Raw genomic sequence first — 22,549 nt, 5'->3', positions numbered from 1 at the left:
CCCTCGCCATGCCCACTGACGCATGATCGACGAGAAGACGAGGCCGCACCCATGCCTGTCGAGTTCCTCGGCATCGCCGCCACCCACGACGGCTCCGAAGTCACCCCGCGCTCCGGCGCCTCCTTCGACAAGGAGTACACCCTCAAACTCGCCCGCGCCCACGAGGAGTACGGCTGGGACCGGGTCCTGTTCGCCTACGGCTCCGGCTCCCCCGACCCCTCCCCGGCCGCCGCCTACGTGGCCGCCCACACCGAGCGGCTGCAACTCCTCGTGGCGCACCGCCCCAACGTCTCCTACCCGACGTTCGCCGCGAAGACCTTCGCGACGCTGGACCGGATCAGCGACGGCCGGCTCGCGGTGCACTTCATCACCGGCGGCAACGACCACGAACAGCGCCGCGAGGGCGACACCCTCACCAAGGACGAGCGCTACGCCCGCACCCGCGAGTACATCCGGATCGTCAAGCAGGTCTGGACGAGCCGCGACCCCTTCGACCACGAGGGCACGCACTACCGCTTCCGGGACTTCGTCTCCGACACCTTCCCCGTCCAGCAGCCGCACCCGCAGGTGTCGTTCGGCGGCTCGTCGCCCGCGGCCTACGCGGCGGGCGGCGCCGAGGCGGACATCTACTGCCTGTGGGGCGAGCCGCTGGCGCAGACCGCCGAGCAGATCGCGTCGGTCAAGGCGGCCGCCGCCGCGGCCGGCCGCACCGACGTGCCCCGGATCCAGGTGGCGTTCCGCCCGATCATCGCGCCCACCGAGGAACTGGCCTGGGAGAAGGCGCACCGCACCCTGGCCCGGATCAGGGCCCGCAAGGAGGGCGGACCGCTCAGCCGCCGCCACCCCCTGACGAACCCGCAGAACGCCGGCTCCCAAAGGCTGTTGGAGGTCGCCGCCCAGGGCGAACGGCACGACCGGGCGCTGTGGACACCGACCGCCGCGGAGACCGGCGGCGCCGGCAACTCCACCGCCCTGGTCGGCACCCCGGAGACCGTCGCCCAGGCCCTCCTGGACTACTACGACCTGGGCGTGGACATCCTCTCCGCCCGCGGCTACGACCTGCTCGACGACGCCATCGACTTCGGCCGGTACGTCATCCCGCTGGTCCGCGAGGAGGTCGCCAAGCGCGACGCCGAACGGGCGGCGCGGGGGCCGGCGGAGCGGACCGCCTCCTAGCGGCAGCCGCGCGGCCTCCACCGGGCCGCGCCGTCATCGCGGGCCCTCGCCCGCCCCGACGGCGCGGCCCGACGTCCGGCGTCAGCCGACCGAGGAGTACGCCACGACCCCGCGCAGCACCCCGTCCATCGCCTTGCGCGCGGACCGCGCCACCGTGCCCTCGGCCGGGGCCGCCGCCGCGATCTGCCCGAGGACGTCCACCAACTGCTTGCACCACCGGACGAAGTCGCCGGCCGGCATGTCGGCCTCGCCCAGCACCTCGTCGAGGCCGAAGCCGGAGGCCCAGCGGTACGCGGCCCAGGCGAAGCCGAGGTCCGGCTCGCGCTGGCCGACGCCCTCGGCCTGGCTGATCTTGTGATCCTCCTCCAGGGCGTCCAGCCGGCCCCAGATGTGCACCATCTCCGCCAGGGCGTCCCGTGCCTTGCCGGCCGGCAGCTTCGGCGCCACCGCGTCGTCCGCCTGGCGCGCCTCGTACACCAACGCCGAGGCGCAGGCCGCGAGTTCGGCGGGGCCGAGGCCCTCCCAGACGCCGTCCCGCAGGCACTCGCTGGCCAGCAGGTCCAGTTCGCCGTAGAGCCGGCCCAAGCGGCGGCCCTCGTCGGTGACGGTGTCCCCCTCCAGGTAGTCCAGCTCGGTCAGCAGCGCGCAGATCCGGTCGAAGGTCCGCGCGATGGTGTTCGTCCGGCCCTCGATCCGGCGCTCCAGCTGGTGGGTGTCGCGCCGCAGCCGGTGGTAGCGCTCCGCCCAGCGGGCGTGGTCCTCCCGCTCGTCGCACCCGTGGCAGGGATGGGCCCTGATCTCCTTGCGCAGCCGGGCGATCTCGCGGTCGTCGGCCGCCTCCGCGCGCGGCTTGCGGTGCCGCGAGGGCACCAGATGGCCGGCCTTGGTGCGCAGCGCGGACGCCAGATCGCGGCGCGACTGCGGACTGCGGGCGTTGAAGCTGCGCGGGATGCGCATCCGGTCCAGGGCCGTCACCGGCACCGGGAAGTCCATCGACGCGAGCCGCTTGACCTGCCGCTCGGCGGTCAGCACCAGCGGCCGGGGGCCGTCCTGGGCGTCCATGCCGCGGTGGCCGTTGGTCCGTCCGGAGGGCATGCCCGGGTCCAGCACCAGCGCCAGCCCGGCGTACTTGCCCGTCGGCACGTGGATGACGTCGCCCGGCCGCAGCTTCTCCAGCGCCGCCGCGGCCGCCGACCGCCGCTGGACCGCGCCCTGCTTGGCGAGTTCGGTCTCGCGGTCCTTCAACTCCCGCCGCAGCCGGGAGTACTCCTCGAAGTCGCCGAGGTGGCAGACCATCGCCTCGCGATAGCCGTCCAGGCCCTCCTCGTTGCGCTGCACCTGGCGGGTGATGCCGACCACCGACCGGTCGGCCTGGAACTGCGCGAAGGACATCTCCAGCAGCTCCCGCGAACGGTGCCGCCCGAACTGCGCGACGAGGTTGACCGCCATGTTGTACGACGGCTTGAAGGAGGAGCGCAGCGGGTACGTCCGGGTCCCGGCGAGCCCGGCCAGCGCACCCGGGTTCATGCCGCGCTGCCACAGCACCACCGCGTGGCCCTCGACGTCGATCCCGCGCCGCCCGGCCCGACCGGTCAGCTGGGTGTACTCGCCGGGGGTGATGTCGGCGTGCTGCTCGCCGTTCCACTTGACGAGCTTCTCCAGCACCACCGACCGCGCCGGCATGTTGATGCCCAGCGCCAGCGTCTCGGTGGCGAAGACGGCCTTGACCAGCCCCTTGACGAACAGCTCCTCGACGACCTCCTTGAAGGTGGGCAGCATCCCGGCGTGGTGCGCCGCGATGCCCCGCTCCAGGCCCTCCAGCCACTCGAAGTAGCCGAGCACGTGCAGGTCGTCGTCCGGGATGCCGGCCGTCCGGGCCTCGACTATCCGCCGGACCTTCTCCCGGGCCTCCGTGTCGTTGAGCCGCAGGCCGGAGTGGAGGCACTGCTGGACGGCCGCCTCGCACCCGGCGCGGCTGAAGATGAAGGTGATCGCCGGCAGCAGCCCCTCGTTGTCCAGCCGGTCGATCACCTCGGGCCGGCTCGGCGTCCAGATCCGGGCACGCTGCCGCCGCTCCCGCTCCCGCTCGGCCTCGCGCAGGTTGCGGCCGCGCCGCTTGTCCCGGCCGAACGTCGGCCGGCTGTTCTCCATCCGCGCCAGCCGCTCCAGGTCGGGGTTGACCTCCCGGCGGCCGCCGGTCGCCCCGTCCCGCTCCTCGAAGAGGTCGTAGATCCGGCGGCCCGCCAGGACGTGCTGCCACAGCGGCACCGGGCGGTGCTCGGAGACGATCACTTCGGTGTCGCCGCGCACGGTGTCCAGCCAGTCGCCGAACTCCTCGGCGTTGGAGACCGTCGCGGACAGGGACACCAGCGTCACCGACGCCGGCAGGTGGATGATCACCTCTTCCCAGACGGCGCCGCGGAACCGGTCGGAGAGGTAGTGCACCTCGTCCATCACCACGTAGCCCAGGCCGGTCAGCGACTGCGAACCGGCGTAGAGCATGTTCCGCAGGACCTCGGTGGTCATCACGATCACCGGGGCTTCGCCGTTGACGCTGTTGTCGCCGGTCAGCAGGCCGACCTTGTCTGGGCCGTAGCGTTTGACCAGGTCCTGGAACTTCTGGTTGGACAACGCCTTGATGGGCGTGGTGTAGAAGCATTTGCGGCCCTGGGCCAGGGCCAGGTGGACGGCGAACTCGCCCACGATCGTCTTGCCGGATCCGGTGGGAGCGGCGACCAGCACGCCTTTTCCGGCCTCCAGGGCCTGACACGCCTCGACCTGGTAGGGATCCAGGTCGAAGTCGTAGAGCTCCCGGAACGGCGCGAGTGCGGTGGCTTGCTCGGCCGCCCGGACTTTGGCGGCGGCATAGCGCTCAGCAGGGGACATGTCCTCGGTCATCGTGCTTACGAGACTACCGGCCACCTCTGACAACGACCGGATCTTTATGGCGGCCCTTTACCCGCCGCCCCGAGCCCGGGGCAGAAAACGCCCGCGGCCCCGGCTCGGAAGCCGGGGCCGCGAAATCCGTTCCGCGAGGGGTCACTTCACGTGATCCCGCGCTCACCCGTCACCTCACGTGACGTCGTCGTAACCGCGTCGGCCACGGTCCGTGCCGTCCTCACCGGTCTCTCCCGGCAGCATCCGGCTGGACTCGACGGGCTCGATCGCACCGACCTCGGCCGGGGTCAGGTCGAGCTCGGACGCCTCGTCGTCGGCCAGGTCCCGGTCCGGGTTGGCCCGGCTCCGACGGCGGTCGTTGAAGAGGCAGATGGCCACGGCGCCGAAGTACAGCAGCACGATCGGCGCGGCCAGCAGCGACATGGTCAGCGGGTCACCGGTCGGCGTGGCGACAGCCGAGAAGATGGTGATGCCCAGCACCATGAACCGCCACCAGCTCAGCACCCGCTTGCCGGTGAGCACCCCACCGAGGTTCAGCAGCACCAGCAGCAGCGGCAGCTCGAAGGAGAAGCCGAAGACCAGCACCATGCGCGTGACGATGTCGAGGAAGTCGTCGGCGGGGAAGAGGTTGGCCCAGTCGCTGGGCGTCAGCCCGACCAGCGCGCCCGCGGTGGTCGGCAGCACCGCGTAGGCGAGGTAGGCGCCGCCGAGGAAGAGCGGTACGCCGGCGCCCACGAAGCTCAGCGCGTACTTCTTCTCGTGCTTGTGCAGACCGGGCGCGAGGAACGCCCAGAGCTGGTAGAGCCAGAGCGGGCTGGCGGCGACCAGACCCGTCGTCAGCGACAGCTTGAGCATGATCGTGAACGGTGCCAGCAGACCGTTGGCGGTGATCTCCGCGCACGGGTGCGGCTTCCCATCGGTCGGCAACGCGTTCTTGGGGCAGCCGACCGCGTCGATGACCGGCCCCGTGATGAAGTGGGCGATCGCCTTGTACTGCCACATGGCGATGACGGTGACCACAAGGATCGCCAGCACCGATTTCAGCAGCCGGTTGCGCAGCTCACGCAGGTGTGCCGCGAGGGGCATCCGCCCCTCGGGGTCCATCTGCTGCTTGCGGGCAGACTTGAGCAACCCACTTCCTCGTCTCGTACGTCAGCCGCACCGACGGTGTCGGCACGGCCGGGATCGGCTGGGTCAGCTCTGGGTGGTGCGGTTCGGCTCGGCCACGGGGCGCGAACTCGCCACGTCGCCGGGCGAAGCCTGAATCGTACGAGGCGCCTGCTGGGCGGCGTCGGCAGGAGCCTGCGCCGCGGTGCCGCCGTCAGCCGACCGCTCCGCCTCGCCCTCCTTCTTCATCGCCTTGGCCTCGCTCTTGAGGATGCGGGCCGACTTGCCGAGCGAACGCGCCATGTCAGGCAGCTTCTTCGCGCCGAACAGCAGGAAGATCACGGCGATGATCAGCAGAATCTCGGGGAGCCTCAGGTTGGCTAGCATGTGCGACTACCTTCTCGCCGGGGCGGCGTCTCCTGTGGTGCCTGCCGATGGGGTCGGACTGGCGTCCTGGTGGTCCCTCGATCGTAACGTTCGGCGGTGAACGTCCGGCAATCCCCGTGCATACTCCGGATTGCCCACACCACCGCACGGTCTGAACCGCTCAGCAGCCTACCTGCCGGGGGCACGCAAGAGCAGGGTGCGACCGCGCTCAGGTCCGTTCGCGTCCCAGGTCGTGCATCCGCGCGGCGAGCGGCACCGCGGCCCGCTCCAGGTCCTCCGTGGCCCGCTGGATCCGCTCGGTGGCCGTGCCGACCGCCCGGGCCAGTCGCCGCACCTCGGCGAAGACGCGGACGGCGAGGACGCCGAGGACGACGAGCCCCAGGAACCCCAGGGCGATGGCGATCATGGGCCAGAGCATGCCGCGAGCCTATCCGTTCGTCCCGGTCAGCCGATGTGCAGCCGCAGCGTGCGCACCCCGCCGCCGGTGAGCAGTTCCACGATCCGCTCGCCGGCCGGCTTGCGCACCGCCCGGTCGCAGTCGGGGCAGGTGAAGGAGTAGAAGGTGGTGCGGCGGCTGGCGCCGATCGCCAGCCGGAAGGCGTCCGAGGCCAGTTCGAAACGCCCGCGGCACTCCGGACACGCCGCCTTGAAGAGCACCGGAGCGGTCATGCCCGCCAGCGTGGTCGTCACCATCGTGGTCGTCATCCTTCGCTGCCTTCTCCTACGGTCAACGGTGCGCCGGCCCGCCCACTGGACGGGCCGGTCTCACTCGCCGTACGCCGCCAGCGCCTGCCGGGCGGCTTCCCGGGCGCTCGCCTCAAGGGCGGGCGGCGACACGATCCGGCCGTCCCGGCCGAGTCGCAGGGCCAGCCGTCGCAGCGACGCCGGGTCGGGGGTGCGCAGGGTGATCCGCAGCCCCCCGTCGGGCAGTTCCTCGGCGCTGTCGTGCGGGTAGTACTCGGCGACCCACCGACCGCCGGGGCCCACCTCGATGGCGACCTCGGGGTCCTCGGCCGCGGGCTGCACCAGCCCTTCCGACAGGTCGCGCAGCTCGACCGGCGGCGGGTCGGCGGGCGCGTCCAACAGCTTGATCTCGGCGACCCGGTCGAGCCGGAAGGTGCGCCGGGCCTCGGAGAGCCGGCACCACGCCTCCATGTAGGTGTGACCGACCGCGAACAACCGGATCGGGTCCACCTCGCGCTCGGTCAGCTCGTCCCGGGCCGGGGAGTAGTAGCGCAGCCACAGCCGGCGCCGCTCGGCGATGGCGCGGTCCACGTCCGCGAAGACCCCGCCCTCGGACTCGAACGTCACCGACAGCCGGGAGCTGGCACCGGCCGCCTCACCGGCCGCCGCCTCCAGCTTGGCGGTGGCCCGCAGCAACGCCTGCCGGTCGCCCTCGCGCAGCCCCGGGAGGGTGGCCACCGCACGGGCCGCCACCAGCAGCGCGGTGGCCTCGTCGGCGGCCAGCCGGAGCGGCTCGGCGACGTCGTCGGGGTTGTGCCACCAGATCCGGTCGCCGTCGGTGTCGATGTCCATCAGGTCGCCGCCGCGGAAGCTCGTCCCGCACATCGGCAGCACGTCGAGGTCGGCGATCAGCTCGTCCTCGGTGATGCCGAAGGCGCGCGCGACGTCGCCGACGCGGGCGCCGGGGCGCTCGCGCAGGTACGTCACCAGCGACAGCATTCGGCGGGTCTGGTCGATCGCGTTCGCAGCCATGGTCCTGCTCCCCTCAGCCCTTGGCCACCGCGCGCAGCCGGTCGATGACCTCGGCCCGCAGCTCCGCCGGTTCCAGTACGACCACGTCGGGCCCGAACTCCACCAACCAGGCGTCGAGTCCGTGCCCGTAGGGGATCTCCAACTCGTCCCAGTCGCCGTCCGCCGGATGGACGGCCAGGGCGCGGGCGCGCAGCGGATAGCCGTGCCCGGCGCGGAGCTTGATCCGTGCGGTGCCGGTGGCGGCCTCCCCCGCCCAGCGCTCGACGGTCTCGCGGACGGTGACGTGGTCCGGCACCGGCGCGGTGAACTTGCCCTGCCGGGAACGGACCTTGCCGGTGATCCGGGAGAGCCGGAAGACCCGCTCGGCGCCGCGGTCCCGGTCCCAGCCGGCCACGTACCAGTGGCCGCGCCAGCACTCCAGGATCCACGGTTCGAGGTGGCGCTGCTCGGGCCGCGCGGCGTTGGACTTGCGGTAGTCGAAGACGACCGGGCGGCGGTCCCGGCAGGCCAGCATCAGCGGTTCGAAGGACGCCTCGTGGGCGGGGATCCGGGGTTCCAACGCGCTGTGCGGCGCAGCGGCGTCCACGTCGTCGACGTCCCCGGCCAGCGGCATCCCGGCCGCCCGCAGCTTCTGCAGCGCGCCGCTGGCGGCGCCGGCCAGCCGGGCCTGCTGCCAGACCTTGGCGGCCAGTCCGAGGGCGGCGGACTCCTCGGCGTCCAACGTGATCGGGGGCAGGCGGTTGCTGTCGCGCCGGGCGAGGTAGCCGACCTCGCCGTCGATGCCGTCCACGGTCTCGATGACCAGGCCCAGCTCGCGCAGGTCGTCCTTGTCCCGCTCGAACATCCGGTTGAAGGCGTCGTCTCCGGAGCCGTGACCGGCCCCCGGGCCGAACACGTCGCGGTACGCCTCGATCGACGACCGCAGCTCGTGCTTGGTCAACGGGCGTCGCGTCCCCAACAGGCACAGCGCCAGATTCATCAGCCGCTCGGCCTTGGCAATCGCCATCGACGCCCTCTCTCGTTAGCTCCCAACGGGTGACCGTACCGCCCTGGGTGCGTACCGCAAAAGCGAAAGGGTCCGCGCCGGTCGGCGCGGACCCTCACGGCGTCGTGCGGGGTCTCAGACGGAGACCAGGTCGCAGACGAAGATCAACGTCTCGTTGGCGCCGATCGCGGCGCCGGCGCCGCGCTCGCCGTACGCGAGGTGCGGCGGGATGGTCAGCCGGCGCCGACCGCCCACCTTCATGCCCTGCACGCCCTTGTCCCACCCCGGGATGACCTGACCGACGCCGAGCTTGAACTGGAGCGGCTTGCCGCGGTTCCAGCTCGCGTCGAACTCCTCACCGGTGCTGTAGGAGACGCCGACGTAGTGCACGGAGACCATGTCCCCCGCCTTGGCGACCGCCCCATCGCCCTCCCACAGGTCCACGATCTCCAGATCGGTGGGAACCGGGCCCTCGGGGAAGTCGATCTCGGGCTTGTCGATGTTCACGTATGTGCTCCTACTTGCGAATCTTTTCGATTACCGGGTCAGTCTTGCAGATCCCGAGGAACGTCCGGTCAGACCGTGCCGACGATGTCCACCACGAAGACCAGGGTGTTCTTCGCCAGCTCGTGCTGCGGGCTGGCGCCGTAGCCCAGCTTCGGCGGGATCACGATCTCGACCCGGTCACCGACGTGCTTGCCGACCAGTGCCTGGTCCCAGCCCTGGACGACCTGGCCGGTGCCGATCTGGAAGGCCGTCGCGCCACCGTGGTCCCACGACGAGTCGAACTTCTTGCCGTCCTCCCACTTCACGCCGGTGTACTGGGCGATGAGGCCGTCACCGGCCTTGACCTCCGGGCCCTTGCCCTTGATCAGCACCTGCTGCTTGAGGTCGGTGGGCGCCTTCTCCCCCTTGGGGATGGTGATCGTCGCGGCCTTGTCGTCCGCGGCCTTCACCTCCGGCATGCCGTCCTCCGGCGCCGCCTGGGTGCCCTCGGCCTTCGCCTTCTTGTCCACCTTCTTGGCGCCGACCACGTCGACGACCCAGACCAGGCCGTCCTCCGGCTTGATGCCCGACTGCGGGTTGAGGCCCTCGCCGATCAGCGCCTTGGCGGTGCCCTCGACCTCGAACCGGCCGCCGACCTTCTGCCCGGCGGCGGCGGTCAGCACCGACGGCGGCACCATCTGCTGCGTCATCTGGTCGGTGACCTCGGTGACCACCTGGGTGCGCGCCGCACCCTGCTTGGCGCCCGGCTGCGGGGTCCAGCTGCTGCCGAGGTTCTGGCCCTTCATGGTCTGCGCGGTGAAGTCCAGTCGGACCAGGTCGCCCTTGTTGACGACCGCGCCCTTGCCCTCGATGAGGGTCTTGGTGACGGCCTTGTCGGCCGGCTTGGCGTCCTTCGGCACGGAGATCGTGGGCTTCGCGCCCGGCTTGCCCGTCACCTTGACCACCGCGGCGTCGGAGGTCTTGCCGTCGTCGTTCCCGCAGGCGGCGGTGAGGAGCAGAACGGGCACCGCCAGCGCGGCAGCGGCGGCGCGGCGGGTGTGCGTGGCGAACGGACGGGGGAAGCGCCCCCCGGGAGTATTCAGCATCTGTCCAACTCGGGCTCGTGGGGAAGATGGGCAATGCCCGCCACTCTACGACCTGTCGCTGTGGCCGCTTCCGGTTAACACAACGGCCCGCCGCCGCACGACAATGCGCCGGGAGCATTCACGCTCCCGGCGCACCGCGCGGATTTCCGGCCGTCACATCCCGGCGATGAGCTTCTCCACCCGGTCGTCGACGGAACGGAACGGGTCCTTGCACAGCACCGTGCGCTGCGCCTGGTCATTGAGCTTCAGGTGCACCCAGTCGACGGTGAAATCACGACGCTGCTCCTGGGCCCGGCGAATGAAGTCGCCCCGCAGCCGCGCACGCGTGGTCTGCGGCGGAACCGACTTCCCCTCGAAGATCTTCAGGTCGTTGCAGATCCGGGCCGCCTGTCCCTTCCGCTCCAGGAGGTAGTAAAGCCCCCGGCGGCGGTGGATGTCGTGATACGCGAGGTCTATCTGCGCCACGCGCGGATGGGACATGCTGATGTTGTTCTTCGCGCGGTACCGCTCGATGAGCTGATGCTTCATCACCCAGTCGATTTCCGTCGCGATGCGATCGAGTTCCTGGTCGCGCACGGCTTCGAGGGTGCGGCCCCACAACTCCAGGACGCGTTCGACGGTGCCCGTGCGGATTCCGCGACGGTCACAGAAATCCACGGCCTTTTCGTAGTATTCCTGCTGCACTTCGAGGGCGGACGCCTCGCGCCCGCTGGCCAGCCGCACCTTGCGCTGACCGGTGGTGTCATGACTGACCTCACGGATCGCCCGGATCGGGTTCTCCAGCGTCAGATCGCGCATGACGGTGCCCGCCTCGATCATCCGCAGCACCAGGTCCGTGGCCCCGACCTTGAGCATCATCGTGGTCTCGGACATGTTGGAGTCGCCGACGATGACGTGCAGCCGGCGGTAGCGCTCGGCGTCCGCGTGCGGTTCGTCCCGGGTGTTGATGATCGGCCGGGAGCGGGTCGTCGCCGAGGAGACGCCCTCCCAGATGTGCTCGGCACGCTGGCTGACGCAGTAGACCGCGCCGCGCGGCGTCTGCAGCACCTTGCCGGCACCGCACAGCAACTGCCGGGTGACGAGGAACGGAATGAGGATGTCCGCGAGCCGGGAGAACTCCCCGTGCCGGGCCACGAGGTAGTTCTCGTGGCAGCCGTAGGAGTTTCCCGCCGAATCGGTGTTGTTCTTGAAGAGGTAGACGTCGCCCGCGATTCCCTCCTCGTGCAGGCGGCGTTCGGCGTCGACGAGCAGACCTTCGAGAATGCGTTCGCCGGCCTTGTCGTGGGTGACCAGTTCGGTCACGTTGTCGCACTCGGGAGTTGCGTATTCCGGGTGCGACCCCACGTCCAAGTACAGGCGGGCGCCGTTCCGCAGGAAGACGTTGCTGCTGCGGCCCCATGACACGACACGGCGGAAGAGGTACCGCGCCACTTCGTCAGGTGACAGTCGGCGCTGTCCCCTGAACGTGCACGTGACGCCGTACTCGTTCTCCAGCCCGAAAATGCGGCGGTCCATGACTGAACATTACGCCTGATGGCCTGCTCTGAAACCGGGTTCGACGGCCCCGTTTCGATCATTTTCCGCCCGGACCGCGTCGTCGACGGGTGCCACCGGATCGCCCAGGAATCGCTTCATCGACAAAAGCACCAGCAGACCGGCGACTCCGGAGACACCGGCGACCGCGAACCCCGCGGCCGGTCCACCGCTCTCCAGCGCCGGGCCGGCCACCGAGGCGCCGGCGGCCGAACCGACGCCGAACGTGGTCACCAGCCACGAGAACGCCTCCGTCACCGTCCCCTTGGGCGCGTGCCGGTCCACCACCACGAACGCACAGGCCAGCGCCGGCGCCAGGAACACCCCGGCAAGCCCGGTCAGCGCCGTCATGCCGGCCACCCCGGGCACCAGGAACAGCGGAAGATAACCCAGCGCCAACAGCCCCACGAGCAGCCGCAGCCGCGACTCGGGGCGCCCGGGCCACTGGCGGGCGCCGTAGACCAGACCGCCGGCCAGCGCCCCCACGCCCAGCGCGGAGAGCAGGTAGCTGGAGACCATGCCGCCGCCGTGCAGGTCGGCGTAGGCCACCGCCGCCACCGCGATCGACCCCAGCGCCAGCCCGACGAAGAAGAACGCGCCGACCAGCACCAACAGTCCGGGCGCGCGCAGAGCACCGAGCCAGTGCGCCTCCCGGGGCGCACTGCGCCACTGCCGCGACGGTGCGGAGACCGCGACGGAGAGCGCGCCGAGCACCCCGATGCCGTTGATCACCAGTAGTGCCGCCGCGGCCGACCAGGCGGCCACGCACAGGGTGACCAGCAACGGGCCGACCGCGAACATGACCTCCTGCGCCACCGCGTCGAGCGCGTACGCGGCGTGCACCCGGTCCGTCCGCTGGAGCACCGCCGGCCACAGCGCCCGCAGTCCGCCCTCCAGCGGCGGGGTGAAGAATCCGGCGATCACCATCGCGATGTAGGCAGGCCACCGCGGCTCCACCCCGACGGCGGCCAGCAGCGCCATGCCCAGGCCGGAGAGCACCGAGGCGGGCAGCATCACCCGGGGCTGGCCGTAGAGGTCCACGGCGCGGCCGAGCAGCGGCTGACCGAGGGCGTTGCAGACGCCGTAGATCGCCGAGAGCGCGCCGGCCAGGGCGTAGCTGCCGCCCTGGCCGCGCACGAACAGGACCACCGCCAGCGCGGCGGTGGCGTTCGGCAGCCGCCCGACCAGGGTTCCGACCAGCAGCCGTGCGGCATACCGGGTCTTGAGCAAATCCGCATATCCGGCGGCCACGCCCACCCCTCTCCGCCCGGTCCACGCCAGGGCGTGTTACGTATAACGTGTGGCGTCATAAGTACCATGACGGCAACCCGCGGGTCCACCCCCGCAGTGTCGGACCAAGGAGTGATGCGCCCGGTGACCAGCGACGAGGCCGCACCCGGCGACCCACAGCACCTGCCGGACGGCTCGCCCGCCCGGGCCGCCGCACGGGTCACCAGCCGCGACGTCGCACGCGCCGCCGGCGTCTCACAGGCCGCGGTCTCCCTGGTCCTCGGCGACAAGTGGCGCGGCCGGGTCTCCCCCGGCAAGGCAGAGGTCGTCCGAACCGTCGCCCGCGAGCTGGGCTACCGCCCCAACCTCGCCGCCCGCAGCCTGCGCACCGGGCGCACCCGCACCGCGCTGCTCGTCGTCCCGGCGCTCACCACCGAGTTCTTCGCGCGGGTCTACACCGGCGCCGCACGGCTCGCCGCGGACCACGATTTCGGCGTGGTGCTCTACCCCTCCCCCGAGGGCAACGGAGTGGCCCCCAGCCCCTTCGACTCCGCCTCGGCCGCGCTGGACGGCGTCATCGCCTCGTCGATGGCGGCCGACGCACTCGCCGCGCTGCGCGGTGCCGGGTTGCCGCTGGTGATGCTCGACAGCGACCCGGACGACCCCACCGCCGCGGCCGCCGTCAACCTCGACATCGCCGACGGCGCACGGCAGTTGGCCACCCATCTCACCGGACTGGGCCACCGACGGATCACCCACCTCGCCGCCGACGTGGAGTCCTGGACCTTCGCGGTCCGCGCCCGGGCCCTGGCCGACATGCTGGCCGACGTCCCCGGCGCCGTGCTGCGCCGCCAGCCCTCCGCACTGGGCGTGGACGCCGGCCGACGGGCCGCGCACGCCGCGCTGACCGCCCCCGGCCCCCGCCCCACCGCGCTGCTCTGCGACGACGACATCATCGCCGCCGGCGCCTGCAAGGCGGCCCGCCGGCTCGGCCTGCGGATCCCGGAGGACGTCTCGGTCACCGGCTTCGACGACCTGGCCCTCGCGGTCGCCGTGGAGCCGGAACTGACGACCGTTCGACTGCCCGCCGAGGAGTTCGGGGAGGCCGGGATGCGGGCCCTGATGGCCGTTCTGGACGGCACCCCGGTCGAGGCCGCCACCCTGCCGGTCGCCCTCGTGCCGCGCGGCTCCACGGCCCCGCCGCCGGACGCCGGACACAACGCCGCGCGCCCCGGCGGGCGATGACCCACCGGGGCGCGCGGTCCGTGCCGTGCGGCCCGGAAGCGGAGGAACTGCCGGTCAGTCCTCCGCGTCGGTGTCCTTGCCGGTGCTCTTGCCGCCCTTGCCCGACGGGGCGTCACCCGAGGACTCCCCCGCGTCCGCCGCGGGCTCGTCCTTCTCCTGCTCCGCGTCGGCGTGCTCGTCCAGCAGCCGGGACAGCTGACGCCCCAGGATCCGCTTGAACTTCCGCTTCTGTGGACGGGTGCGGTCCAGCACCGCGACCTCGAGCTGCTCGGCGGTCAGCGTGCGCTCGCCGCCGTTGGTGTCCCGGGAGAGCGAGTCGACGGCCAGCCGCAGCGCCTCGGCCAGCGACATTCCGTCGCGGTGGCGCTGGTCGAGGTAGGTGCTGATCTGGTCGGCTTGGCCGCCCACCGCGACCGAGCCGTGCTCGTCCACGATCGAGCCGTCGTGCGGCAGTCGGTAGATCTGGTCGTCCTCGGGGGCGTTGCCCACCTCGGCGACGATCAGCTCCACCTCGTAGGGCTTCTCGGCGGCGCTGGAGAAGATCGTGCCGAGCGTCTGGGCGTAGACGTTGGCCAGCCCTCGGGCGGTCACGTCCTCCCGGTGGTAGGTGTAACCGCGCAGGTCGGCGTAGCGCACGCCACCGATCCGCAGGTTCTCGAACTCGTTGTACTTGCCGACCGCCGCGAAGGCGATCCGGTCGTAGATCTCGCTGACCTTGTGCAGGGCGCGGGACGGATTCTCGGCGACGAAGAGCACGCCGTCGGTGTACTGCAACACCACGACGCTGCGCCCGCGCGCGATGCCCTTGCGGGCGTACTCGGCGCGGTCGGCCATGGCCTGCTGGGGTGAGACATAGAACGGCGTCGACACCGGCTATCCGTCCCTTCCTGTCAAAAGCTCTCTCGCTGTCTGGGGGCGCACCACGAAACCATCCGTCCCGTCAGAGCAGCGCGGCGCGCGGGCCGTCGGGCTGGTCGAGGCGCCGCTCGTGCACGGCGCGGACGATCTCCGAGACCTCCGCCTCGGTCAACTTCTTGAATCCCTCTTCGGTGATGACCGTGACGATCGGGTAGATCCGCCGCGCCAAGTCCGGACCGCCGGTCGCCGAGTCGTCGTCGGCGGCGTCGTAGAGCGCCTGGACGACGGCGGTGGCGGCCTGCTGCTCCGTGAAGTCCTCGCGGAGCAGCTTCTTGAGCGCACTGCGCGCGAAGACCGAGCCGGAGCCGGTCGCCGCGAAGCCGTGCTCCTCCGAACGCCCGCCGGTGACGTCGTAGGAGAAGATCCGGCCCGTCTCGCGCTCCAGGTCGTAGCCGGCGAAGAGCGGCACCACGGCGAGGCCCTGCATGGCCATCCCGAGGTTGCCGCGGATCATCGTCGAGAGTCGGTTCGCCTTGCCCTCCAGGGAGAGTTGGGCGCCCTCGACCTTCTCGAAGTGCTCCAGCTCCAGCTGGAAGAGCTTGACCATCTCGATCGCGAGGCCGGCCGTGCCCGCCATGCCGACCGCCGAGTACTCGTCGGTCGGGAACACCTTCTCCATGTCGCGCTGAGCGATGACGTTGCCCATCGTCGCCCGGCGGTCACCGGCGAGCACCACACCGCCGGGGAACGACACCGCCACGATGGTCGTGCCGTGCGGTGCCTCGATGACGCCCTGCACGGGCGGCAGCGAGCGCTTGCCGGGCAACAGCTCGGGCGCCTGTTGCCCGAGGAAGTCCATGAATGACGAGGATCCAGGCGTCAGGAAGGCAGCTGGCAGACGCCCGGTGCTCGGTGTATTGGCTTCCACACGTTTCCTTCCGGATACTCGGCCGCCCGCCCCGAAGTACGTCCGGCCGATCCTTGAATTGACCCAAGGCTGCATTGCAGCTGAAGCAGAGTACGACTGGGACCCTACCCGTCCCGAAGCCGTGATCCACATGTCGGGATCCGGTATCGAACGGGCCGGGCAGAATCCGCCCGAAGCCGTGCGCGCCGACCGGGCGCCGTACGCGGGAATTTCTTTTCGCACCGCGCACGGCACACCGGCCGGCGAGCATCAGAGATAAGCGCCCGATTTGCGCTTACTGTCCGCCTTTTTGGACAAATGACCGCACGAAGTCCTCGGCATTCTCTTCGAGGACGTCGTCGATCTCGTCCAGGACGGAATCCACGTCGTCGGACAATTTCTCCTGGCGCTCCTTGAGGTCCCCCGACGCTTCCGCGTCCTGGGCCTGCTCCTCGACCTCTTCGGTGGACCGGGTGGCCCGCTGCTGTCCGCCGCCGCTGTCCTTGGTCGCCATATCCCTCACCCCGCTCGGTTTGCCCCGCTCGATGTGACCTTCAAGATCCGACCCTACAAGCAGGGTCCGACATCGGCCCTGCACTTGCTGCAACGCCCGAGAGTCACCTGAATGATTCCCGCGGCGGGGCCGATTCAGCCGTCGATCGACTGCGGATCATGGTGTATTTGCCATGAACCTGCCCCTCGTCAGCGTCCGGACAACGTCCTGACCAGCTCTTCTGCCGTGCGGCAGCGGTCCAGTAGCTCCTTCACGTGCTTACGGGTCCCGCGCAGGGGCTCCAGTGTGGGCACCCGTTGCAGAGAGTCACGCCCGGGCAGGTCGAAGATGACCGAATCCCACGAGGCGGCGGCCACGTCGTCCGCGTACTGCTCCAGGCAGCGGCCGCGGAAATAGGCCCGGGTGTCCTCCGGAGGCTTCAGCTCGGCCTGCTCCACCGTCGGCTCGTCCAACAGCCGCTTCATCCGGCCGCGCGCCACCAGGCGGTTGTACAGGCCCTTCTCGGCGCGCACGTCGGCGTACTGGAGGTCGATGAGGTGCAGCCGGGCGGCGTCCCAGTCCAGGCCGTCCCGGCGGCGGTAGCCCTCCATCAGCTCCCGCTTCGCGACCCAGTCCAGCTCGCCCGCCAGGCTCATCGGGTCGTTCTCCAGCCGGCCCAGCACGTCCTCCCACCGGGACAGCACGTCCCGGGTCTGCTCGTCCGCGTCCGCGCCGTAACGGTCCTCGACGTACTTGCGGGCCAGCTCGAAGTACTCCATCTGGAGCTGCACCGCGGTCAGGGTGCGCCCGCTGCGGAGCGTGATCAGATGGCGCAGCGACGGGTCGTGCGAGACCTGGTGCAGGGTGCGGACCGGCTGGTCGACGGCGAGGTCCACGGCGATGAAACCGTCCTCGATCATGGACAGCACCAGCGCCGTCGTGCCCAGCTTCAGGTACGTCGAGATCTCGGAGAGGTTGGCGTCGCCGATGATCACGTGCAGCCGGCGGTACTTCTCGGCGTCGGCGTGCGGTTCGTCCCGGGTGTTGATGATGGGCCGCTTGAGGGTCGTCTCCAGGCCCACCTCCACTTCGAAGTAGTCGGCGCGCTGGCTGATCTGGAAGCCGTGCTCGCGGCCGTCCTGGCCGATCCCGACCCGGCCGGCGCCGGTGACCACCTGCCGGGAGACGAAGAACGGGGTCAGGTGGCGCACGATGTCCGAGAACGGGGTCTCCCGCTTCATCAGGTAGTTCTCGTGCGTCCCGTAGGAGGCGCCCTTGTTGTCGGTGTTGTTCTTGTAGAGGTGGATGGGCTGGGCGCCCGGGACCTGCGCCGCGCGCTCGGCGGCCTCCGCCATGATCCGCTCGCCGGCCTTGTCCCACAGGACCGCGTCGCGCGGATTGGTGACCTCGGGCGCGCTGTACTCGGGGTGGGCGTGGTCGACGTAGAGCCTGGCCCCGTTGGTGAGGATGACGTTGGCCAGGCCGATGTCCTCGTCCGTGAGCTGGCTGGAGTCGGCGGCCTCACGGGCGAGGTCGAAGCCTCGCGCGTCCCGCAGCGGGTTCTCCTCCTCGAAGTCCCAGCGAGCACGTCGTGCCCGGTGCATCGCCGCCGCGTACGCGTTGACGACCTGGGACGAGGTGAGCATGGCATTGGCGTTCGGGTGACCGGGGACGGAGATCCCGTACTCCGTCTCGATACCCATTACTCGCCGTACGGTCATGCGGCCCTCCTTGCCCGGCGGCGCCCCCGGATGGGGCAGGCGCTCAAAAACCGCTGCACTTCCGGTTCCCGTGCGTTCCCCGCACCCGCACAGCGAGACGCAGCGGTACCGAAGAGCCTAGAACGCCTTTGCGGCGCTGGGGAGATCATTACAGTCATTGCTCCAGTCCGGTTTTCCCTGGTCCGTCGCCGGACCGCCCCAGCGGCCCGCGCGCCCCCGGAAAAGCGTCCGGCTGCGGACGCCCCATCCAGGACATCCGCAGCCGGAGAGCGGTGTTACAGGTATTGGCCGGTATTCGCCACCGTGTCGATGGAGCGACCGGTGTCCGCGCCCTGCTTTCCGGTGACGAGGGTCCGGATGTAGACGATCCGCTCGCCCTTCTTTCCGGAGATCCGCGCCCAGTCGTCCGGGTTGGTGGTGTTGGGCAGGTCCTCGTTCTCCTTGAACTCGTCCACGCACGCCTGGAGGAGGTGCGCGACCCGCAGACCCTTCTGGTTGTGCTCCAGGAAAGCCTTGATGGCCATCTTCTTCGCACGACCCACGATGTTTTCGATCATCGCGCCGGAGTTGAAGTCCTTGAAGTAGAGGACTTCCTTGTCACCATTGGCGTAGGTGACCTCCAGGAAACGGTTTTCCTCGGATTCCGCATACATCTGCTCGACGACCGACTGGATCATTCCGCTGACCGCAGCCTTACGGGAATTCCCGTGCTCGGCGAGATCGTCGGCGTGCAGCGGGAGCCTTTCCGTGAGGTACTTCGAGAAGATGTCCTTGGCGGCCTCCGCGTCCGGACGCTCGATCTTGATCTTCACGTCGAGGCGGCCGGGGCGCAGGATCGCCGGGTCGATCATGTCCTCGCGGTTCGAGGCACCGATGACGATCACGTTTTCCAGGCCCTCGACGCCGTCGATCTCGGAGAGCAGCTGCGGGACGATGGTGTTCTCCACGTCCGAGCTGACCCCGGATCCACGGGTGCGGAAGAGGGAGTCCATCTCGTCGAAGAAGACGATGACGGGCGTGCCCTCGCTCGCCTTCTCCCTGGCGCGTTGGAAGACCAGGCGGATGTGCCGCTCGGTTTCGCCGACGTACTTGTTGAGCAGCTCGGGGCCCTTGATGTTCAGGAAGAAGCTCTTCCCCGCGGGCTGCCCGGTCACCTCGGCGACCTTCTTGGCAAGGGAGTTGGCGACCGCCTTGGCGATGAGCGTCTTGCCGCAGCCGGGCGGGCCGTAGAGCAAGACGCCCTTGGGCGGGCGGAGTTCGTGCTCCTTGAAGAGGTCCGGGTAGAGGTAGGGGAGCTCGACCGCGTCCCGGATCAGCTCGATCTGACCGCTCAGACCGCCGATCTTGGTGTAGTCGATGTCCGGGACCTCTTCGAGGACCAGCTCCTCGACCTCGCTCTTGGGAATGACCTCGTAGACGTAGCCGGAGCGGGAGTCGAGCAGCAGGGCGTCGCCGGGGCGGATGGTGATGTCCAGCAGCGGCTCGGCGAGCCGCACCACCCGCTCCTCGTCGGTGTGCCCGATGACCAGCGCGCGCTCGCCGTCCTCCAGGACTTCCTTGAGGGTGACGATGTCGCCGGCGCTCTCGAACTGCATGGCCTCGACCACGTTGAGCGCTTCGTTGAGCATCACTTCTTGGCCGCGCCGGAGGTCCTCGGCCTCGACGCTGGGGCTGACGTTCACCCGGAGCTTGCGGCCCCCGGTGAAGATGTCGACGGTGCCGTCCTCGTTCGCCTGCAGGAAGACACCGAAACCGGCCGGCGGCTGTGCGAGCCGGTCGACCTCTTCCTTGAGGGCCACGATCTGGTCGCGGGCCTCGCGGAGCGTATTGGCGAGGCGTTCGTTCTGGGCGGACACGCCGGCCAGGTTGGTCTGCAGCTCGACGATCCGCTCTTCGAGAATCCTCGTGTGCCGCGGAGAGTCGGCGAGCTTACGTCGCAGGACGGCGATCTCCTGCTCAAGATAGGCAACCTGACCGGCTGGATCTTCAGACCCGCGCCCCGGCCGGATGCCGCGGTTGATGTCGTCGTCGTGGGCTGCCACGGTCCTCACCTCCTCCAAGGAGCTGGACGCTTCCAGACCCTACCTGGGCCGGTGCAGGTTGAAACCCCTAGATCGAAAAGACTGTCGGGGTGTGTCCGATCTTCACCCTTGCGCACGTCCTCACGCCAAGGGAATACCCACCCAACAACATCGGAAAGCGAGCGGTTGTATCGTCGAGTCGGTCAACACCCGTCAGGGCTGGCGCCACTTAGACAAAAACGATTCACGTAAGCAGGAACGGCAGGCGACATGACTGCGCAGGACGAAGCACCGGAGCTGGAAGTCTGGATCGACCAGGACCTGTGCACCGGGGACGGGATCTGCGCGCAGTACGCGCCCGAGGTCTTCGAGCTGGACATCGACGGGCTGGCCTATGTGAAGAGCGCCGACGACGAGCTGCTACAGGACAAGGGCGCCACAACGCCCGTCCCGCTGCCGCTGCTCACCGACGTGCGCGACTCGGCCAAGGAGTGCCCCGGCGACTGCATCCACGTGCGCCGGGTCTCCGACCACGTCGAGGTCTACGGACCCGACGCGGAGTGACGAGCTCCGCTGACCCGGAGTGGACGCCGTGCGTACGCGGCGTAGGCAGGACGCGGCAGATCGCCGTAGACGTCCGCACCGAGTGACGGATCAGGCACCTTCGGTCGCGGTGGAGGCGGGGAGTTCGCTCTGGACGAACTTCCCGCCTTGCCATTGCCACTTGACGGTCTTGTGCACGTCCGGCATGTAGCGCGGCACGGAGGCCGAGGAATAGCCCTGGAGGGTCGCGGAGACGGCCCGGCCCTGGAGGGTGAGGTCCTGGACCGAGAGCCGCTGCGCGGGCGCCAGGAGGGTCGCCACGATCCGCGGTGCGGCCTTGGGGTCGGACGGCTGGGCGAGGACGTAGACGCCGCTGGGTGGGCTGCCGGCCTCGGTGTGGCAGCGGACCACGGCGACGGTCTGGGTGCCGCCGGCGCCGTCGAGGTCGCCGGAGACCTTCTGGACCACGTCGAGGCGGTTGGGTCCGCAGTTGACCGGGAACGTCACGCGGCTCGGGTCGGGGGGCGCGGCGGCCGGGGCGGAGGCGGTGCCGGCGGCTGTGGCGGTGGCCGCGGAGGGCTGGAAGAGGGACGAGACCGCGATCACCGCGGAGACGGCTGTGGCAGTGGCGAGCCAGTGCATGGGGTGGGGCTGGGTGTGCAACAGGTCCTGGCCTGCCAAGGGCTGCACTAGGGGTAACTCCTGTGAGGTGCTGTGGCGGTGGGAGTGCCCAGCATCGTTCCACAGCCGGGGGCAGCAAGGAACCGGCGGGGGCGGAGTTTGCGGAGTTTTCCGTACCGGTCCGCAGGCAGAACGAAACGGCGCCGCCGACGGTTCCCGCAGAACGGGAACTCGTCGGCGGCGCCGGTCGGTTCGGTGGCCTGCCAGAGGCGTCAGTCGCGCTCGGGCGAGCCGTCGGTGAGGTCGGCAGCGGTCCCGTCGGGCTTGTCGGCGGCGGTCTTCTCCCGCCCCGGTCCGCTGTAGTCCTCGCCGTAGGCGCCCTTCGCGGGCCGGCGACGGCGCAGCGGGGGCTCGACGCCGTCGGCCAGCCGGCGGGCGGTCAGCAGGAAGCCGGTGTGGCCGATCATGCGGTGGTCGGGGCGGACCGCGAGGCCCTCCACGTGCCACGTGCGGACCATGGTCTCCCAGGCCGACGGCTCGTTGAACGTGCCGTGTTCGCGGATCGCCTCCACCGTGCGGGCCAGCTGCGTGGTCGTGGCCACGTAGGCGCAGAGGATGCCGCCGGGCACCAGGGCCTTGGAGACGGCCTCCAGGCACTCCCAGGGGGCGAGCATGTCCAGGATGACCCGGTCGACGTCGGTGTCGGAGAGGTTGTCCTGGAGGTCGCCGACGGTGAGCGTCCAGGCGGGGTGCGGACCGCCGAAGTAGCGCTCCACGTTCTGGGTGGCGATCTCGGCGAAGTCGGCGCGGCGCTCGTAGGAGTGCAGCATGCCGTCGTCGCCGATGGCGCGCAGCAGGAAGCTGCTGAGCGAGCCGGAGCCCACCCCCGCCTCGACGACGCGGGCGCCGGGGAAGATGTCGGCCATCGCCAGGATCTGCCCCGCGTCCTTGGGGTAGACCACGGCGGCACCGCGGGGCATGGACAGGACGTAGTCGGGGAGCAGGGGACGCAGCGCGAGGTAAGCGACGTTTCCGGTGGTACGGACAACACTGCCCTCGGGCGCGCCGATCAGCTCGTCGTGGGGGAAGGCTCCCTTGTGGGTGTGGAAGCTCTTGCCCTCTTCGAGCGTGAAGGTGTAGTGGCGTCCCTTGGGGTCGGTGAGCTGGACCTGGTCCCCGACCTTGAAGGGCCCGCGACGGCGGGCGGCACCGGTCGGTTCGGACATGTGACCAGCCTACCGGCCGTTCCGCGTCCGCCGTACCACGGGCACGGGTCCCGGCCCCCGCACCGGCCGCGGAGCGGGCCTGCGGCGCACCACTCGGCGGTGCCGGCGGGCGAGCGCCTACGGGTGCGTCGAACGGGGCCGGCCCCCCGGCTGGGGGCTACCCGGGGGCGGTGGCGGGGAACCGCGCGCGGCGGTGGGACGCGGGCACCGGCGGGGCAGGTCGGGCGCCCGGCCCCGGGGCGCCGGAGTCCGTCCGGCCCCGGTGCGCCGGAGTCCGGGTGCGGCCGGAC

Annotated in this window: 21 protein-coding genes and 1 pseudogene; 3 read left to right on the top strand and 19 right to left on the bottom strand. The window is 70.4% G+C overall.

Annotation, left to right across the window (positions count from 1 at the left end; all coding sequences use genetic code 11):
* Nucleotides 1-51 precede the first annotated feature (51 nt).
* Entirely contained in the window at nucleotides 52-1,176 is a 1,125-nt protein-coding gene (locus ACLJT4_RS23920; RefSeq protein ID WP_411124983.1) for an LLM class flavin-dependent oxidoreductase, read from the top strand.
* Between the two features lie 81 nt (nucleotides 1,177-1,257).
* On the opposite strand, the gene ACLJT4_RS23915 is transcribed toward ACLJT4_RS23920, so the two are convergent.
* The 11 genes from ACLJT4_RS23915 to ACLJT4_RS23865 form a co-directional block, all read right to left on the bottom strand.
* Entirely contained in the window at nucleotides 1,258-4,074 is a 2,817-nt protein-coding gene (locus tag ACLJT4_RS23915; protein ID WP_411124981.1) for a DEAD/DEAH box helicase, read from the bottom strand.
* Nucleotides 4,075-4,248: 174 nt separating this feature from the next.
* Nucleotides 4,249-5,205 carry a twin-arginine translocase subunit TatC gene (tatC, locus tag ACLJT4_RS23910; RefSeq protein WP_411124979.1) on the bottom strand — a complete coding sequence of 319 codons (957 nt, stop codon included), beginning with the start codon at nucleotides 5,203-5,205 and terminating at the stop codon, nucleotides 4,249-4,251.
* A gap of 63 nt (nucleotides 5,206-5,268) precedes the next feature.
* The gene (gene tatA, locus ACLJT4_RS23905; RefSeq protein ID WP_016570840.1) at nucleotides 5,269-5,568 is read right to left on the bottom strand and encodes a Sec-independent protein translocase subunit TatA; all 300 of its coding nucleotides are present in this window, start codon (nucleotides 5,566-5,568) and stop codon (nucleotides 5,269-5,271) included.
* A gap of 208 nt (nucleotides 5,569-5,776) precedes the next feature.
* Entirely contained in the window at nucleotides 5,777-5,986 is a 210-nt protein-coding gene (locus ACLJT4_RS23900; RefSeq protein WP_016570839.1) for a hypothetical protein, read from the bottom strand.
* Nucleotides 5,987-6,012: 26 nt separating this feature from the next.
* On the bottom strand, nucleotides 6,013-6,273 hold the full coding sequence (locus tag ACLJT4_RS23895) for a hypothetical protein (protein WP_411124976.1): 261 nt from the start codon (nucleotides 6,271-6,273) through the stop codon (nucleotides 6,013-6,015).
* Nucleotides 6,274-6,333: 60 nt separating this feature from the next.
* Nucleotides 6,334-7,284, bottom strand: a complete 951-nt coding sequence (locus ACLJT4_RS23890) for a helix-turn-helix transcriptional regulator (protein WP_016570837.1) — start codon at nucleotides 7,282-7,284, stop codon at nucleotides 6,334-6,336.
* 13 nt (nucleotides 7,285-7,297) lie between these two features.
* A complete protein-coding gene (locus ACLJT4_RS23885) occupies nucleotides 7,298-8,290 on the bottom strand; it encodes a helix-turn-helix transcriptional regulator (RefSeq protein WP_411124974.1) in 993 nt (330 codons plus the stop codon).
* A gap of 114 nt (nucleotides 8,291-8,404) precedes the next feature.
* Nucleotides 8,405-8,776 carry an FKBP-type peptidyl-prolyl cis-trans isomerase gene (locus tag ACLJT4_RS23880; protein WP_016570835.1) on the bottom strand — a complete coding sequence of 124 codons (372 nt, stop codon included), beginning with the start codon at nucleotides 8,774-8,776 and terminating at the stop codon, nucleotides 8,405-8,407.
* Between the two features lie 68 nt (nucleotides 8,777-8,844).
* The gene (locus ACLJT4_RS23875; protein ID WP_411124971.1) at nucleotides 8,845-9,861 is read right to left on the bottom strand and encodes an FKBP-type peptidyl-prolyl cis-trans isomerase; all 1,017 of its coding nucleotides are present in this window, start codon (nucleotides 9,859-9,861) and stop codon (nucleotides 8,845-8,847) included.
* 153 nt (nucleotides 9,862-10,014) lie between these two features.
* Nucleotides 10,015-11,376, bottom strand: coding sequence for a Pup--protein ligase (pafA, locus tag ACLJT4_RS23870; protein ID WP_407616779.1), 1,362 nt, complete (start codon nucleotides 11,374-11,376; stop codon nucleotides 10,015-10,017).
* Nucleotides 11,377-11,385: 9 nt separating this feature from the next.
* On the bottom strand, nucleotides 11,386-12,645 hold the full coding sequence (locus ACLJT4_RS23865) for an MFS transporter (protein WP_411124969.1): 1,260 nt from the start codon (nucleotides 12,643-12,645) through the stop codon (nucleotides 11,386-11,388).
* A gap of 114 nt (nucleotides 12,646-12,759) precedes the next feature.
* Between ACLJT4_RS23865 and ACLJT4_RS23860 the strand changes: the two genes are divergently transcribed.
* Complete coding sequence (locus ACLJT4_RS23860) at nucleotides 12,760-13,869, top strand: LacI family DNA-binding transcriptional regulator (RefSeq protein ID WP_411124967.1); 1,110 nt, start codon at nucleotides 12,760-12,762, stop codon at nucleotides 13,867-13,869.
* A gap of 54 nt (nucleotides 13,870-13,923) precedes the next feature.
* Here the strand turns inward: ACLJT4_RS23860 and prcA are convergent, their stop codons facing one another.
* The 6 genes and pseudogenes from prcA to arc all read right to left on the bottom strand — a co-directional run bounded on the left by prcA (nucleotide 13,924) and on the right by arc (nucleotide 19,890).
* Nucleotides 13,924-14,739: a proteasome subunit alpha gene (gene prcA / locus ACLJT4_RS23855; protein WP_411124965.1), complete on the bottom strand. Its 816-nt coding sequence runs from the start codon at nucleotides 14,737-14,739 to the stop codon at nucleotides 13,924-13,926.
* Between the two features lie 70 nt (nucleotides 14,740-14,809).
* Nucleotides 14,810-15,655, bottom strand: a complete 846-nt coding sequence (prcB, locus tag ACLJT4_RS23850) for a proteasome subunit beta (protein WP_411124963.1) — start codon at nucleotides 15,653-15,655, stop codon at nucleotides 14,810-14,812.
* A gap of 79 nt (nucleotides 15,656-15,734) precedes the next feature.
* A pseudogene (locus ACLJT4_RS23845) lies at nucleotides 15,735-15,905 on the bottom strand (hypothetical protein); the annotation flags it as partial.
* Between the two features lie 24 nt (nucleotides 15,906-15,929).
* Nucleotides 15,930-16,148 carry a ubiquitin-like protein Pup gene (locus ACLJT4_RS23840; RefSeq protein WP_016570828.1) on the bottom strand — a complete coding sequence of 73 codons (219 nt, stop codon included), beginning with the start codon at nucleotides 16,146-16,148 and terminating at the stop codon, nucleotides 15,930-15,932.
* Between the two features lie 188 nt (nucleotides 16,149-16,336).
* Entirely contained in the window at nucleotides 16,337-17,848 is a 1,512-nt protein-coding gene (gene dop, locus ACLJT4_RS23835) for a depupylase/deamidase Dop (RefSeq protein WP_411124960.1), read from the bottom strand.
* Nucleotides 17,849-18,123: 275 nt separating this feature from the next.
* Entirely contained in the window at nucleotides 18,124-19,890 is a 1,767-nt protein-coding gene (gene arc / locus ACLJT4_RS23830; RefSeq protein ID WP_411124958.1) for a proteasome ATPase, read from the bottom strand.
* 249 nt (nucleotides 19,891-20,139) lie between these two features.
* Here arc and ACLJT4_RS23825 point away from each other — a divergent pair, with 249 nt between their 5' ends.
* Nucleotides 20,140-20,433, top strand: coding sequence for a ferredoxin (locus ACLJT4_RS23825; protein WP_016570825.1), 294 nt, complete (start codon nucleotides 20,140-20,142; stop codon nucleotides 20,431-20,433).
* 90 nt (nucleotides 20,434-20,523) lie between these two features.
* On the opposite strand, the gene ACLJT4_RS23820 is transcribed toward ACLJT4_RS23825, so the two are convergent.
* A complete protein-coding gene (locus ACLJT4_RS23820) occupies nucleotides 20,524-21,102 on the bottom strand; it encodes a hypothetical protein (RefSeq protein ID WP_411124956.1) in 579 nt (192 codons plus the stop codon).
* A gap of 203 nt (nucleotides 21,103-21,305) precedes the next feature.
* Entirely contained in the window at nucleotides 21,306-22,259 is a 954-nt protein-coding gene (locus ACLJT4_RS23815; protein ID WP_411124954.1) for a tRNA (adenine-N1)-methyltransferase, read from the bottom strand.
* Nucleotides 22,260-22,549 lie beyond the last annotated feature (290 nt).

The organism is Streptomyces sp. x-19 (assembly GCF_046549115.1).
In the GTDB taxonomy this organism is placed as follows: Bacteria; Actinomycetota; Actinomycetes; order Streptomycetales; family Streptomycetaceae; genus Streptomyces; species Streptomyces albulus_C.
This window is presented reverse-complemented; position numbering and strand designations above follow the sequence as displayed.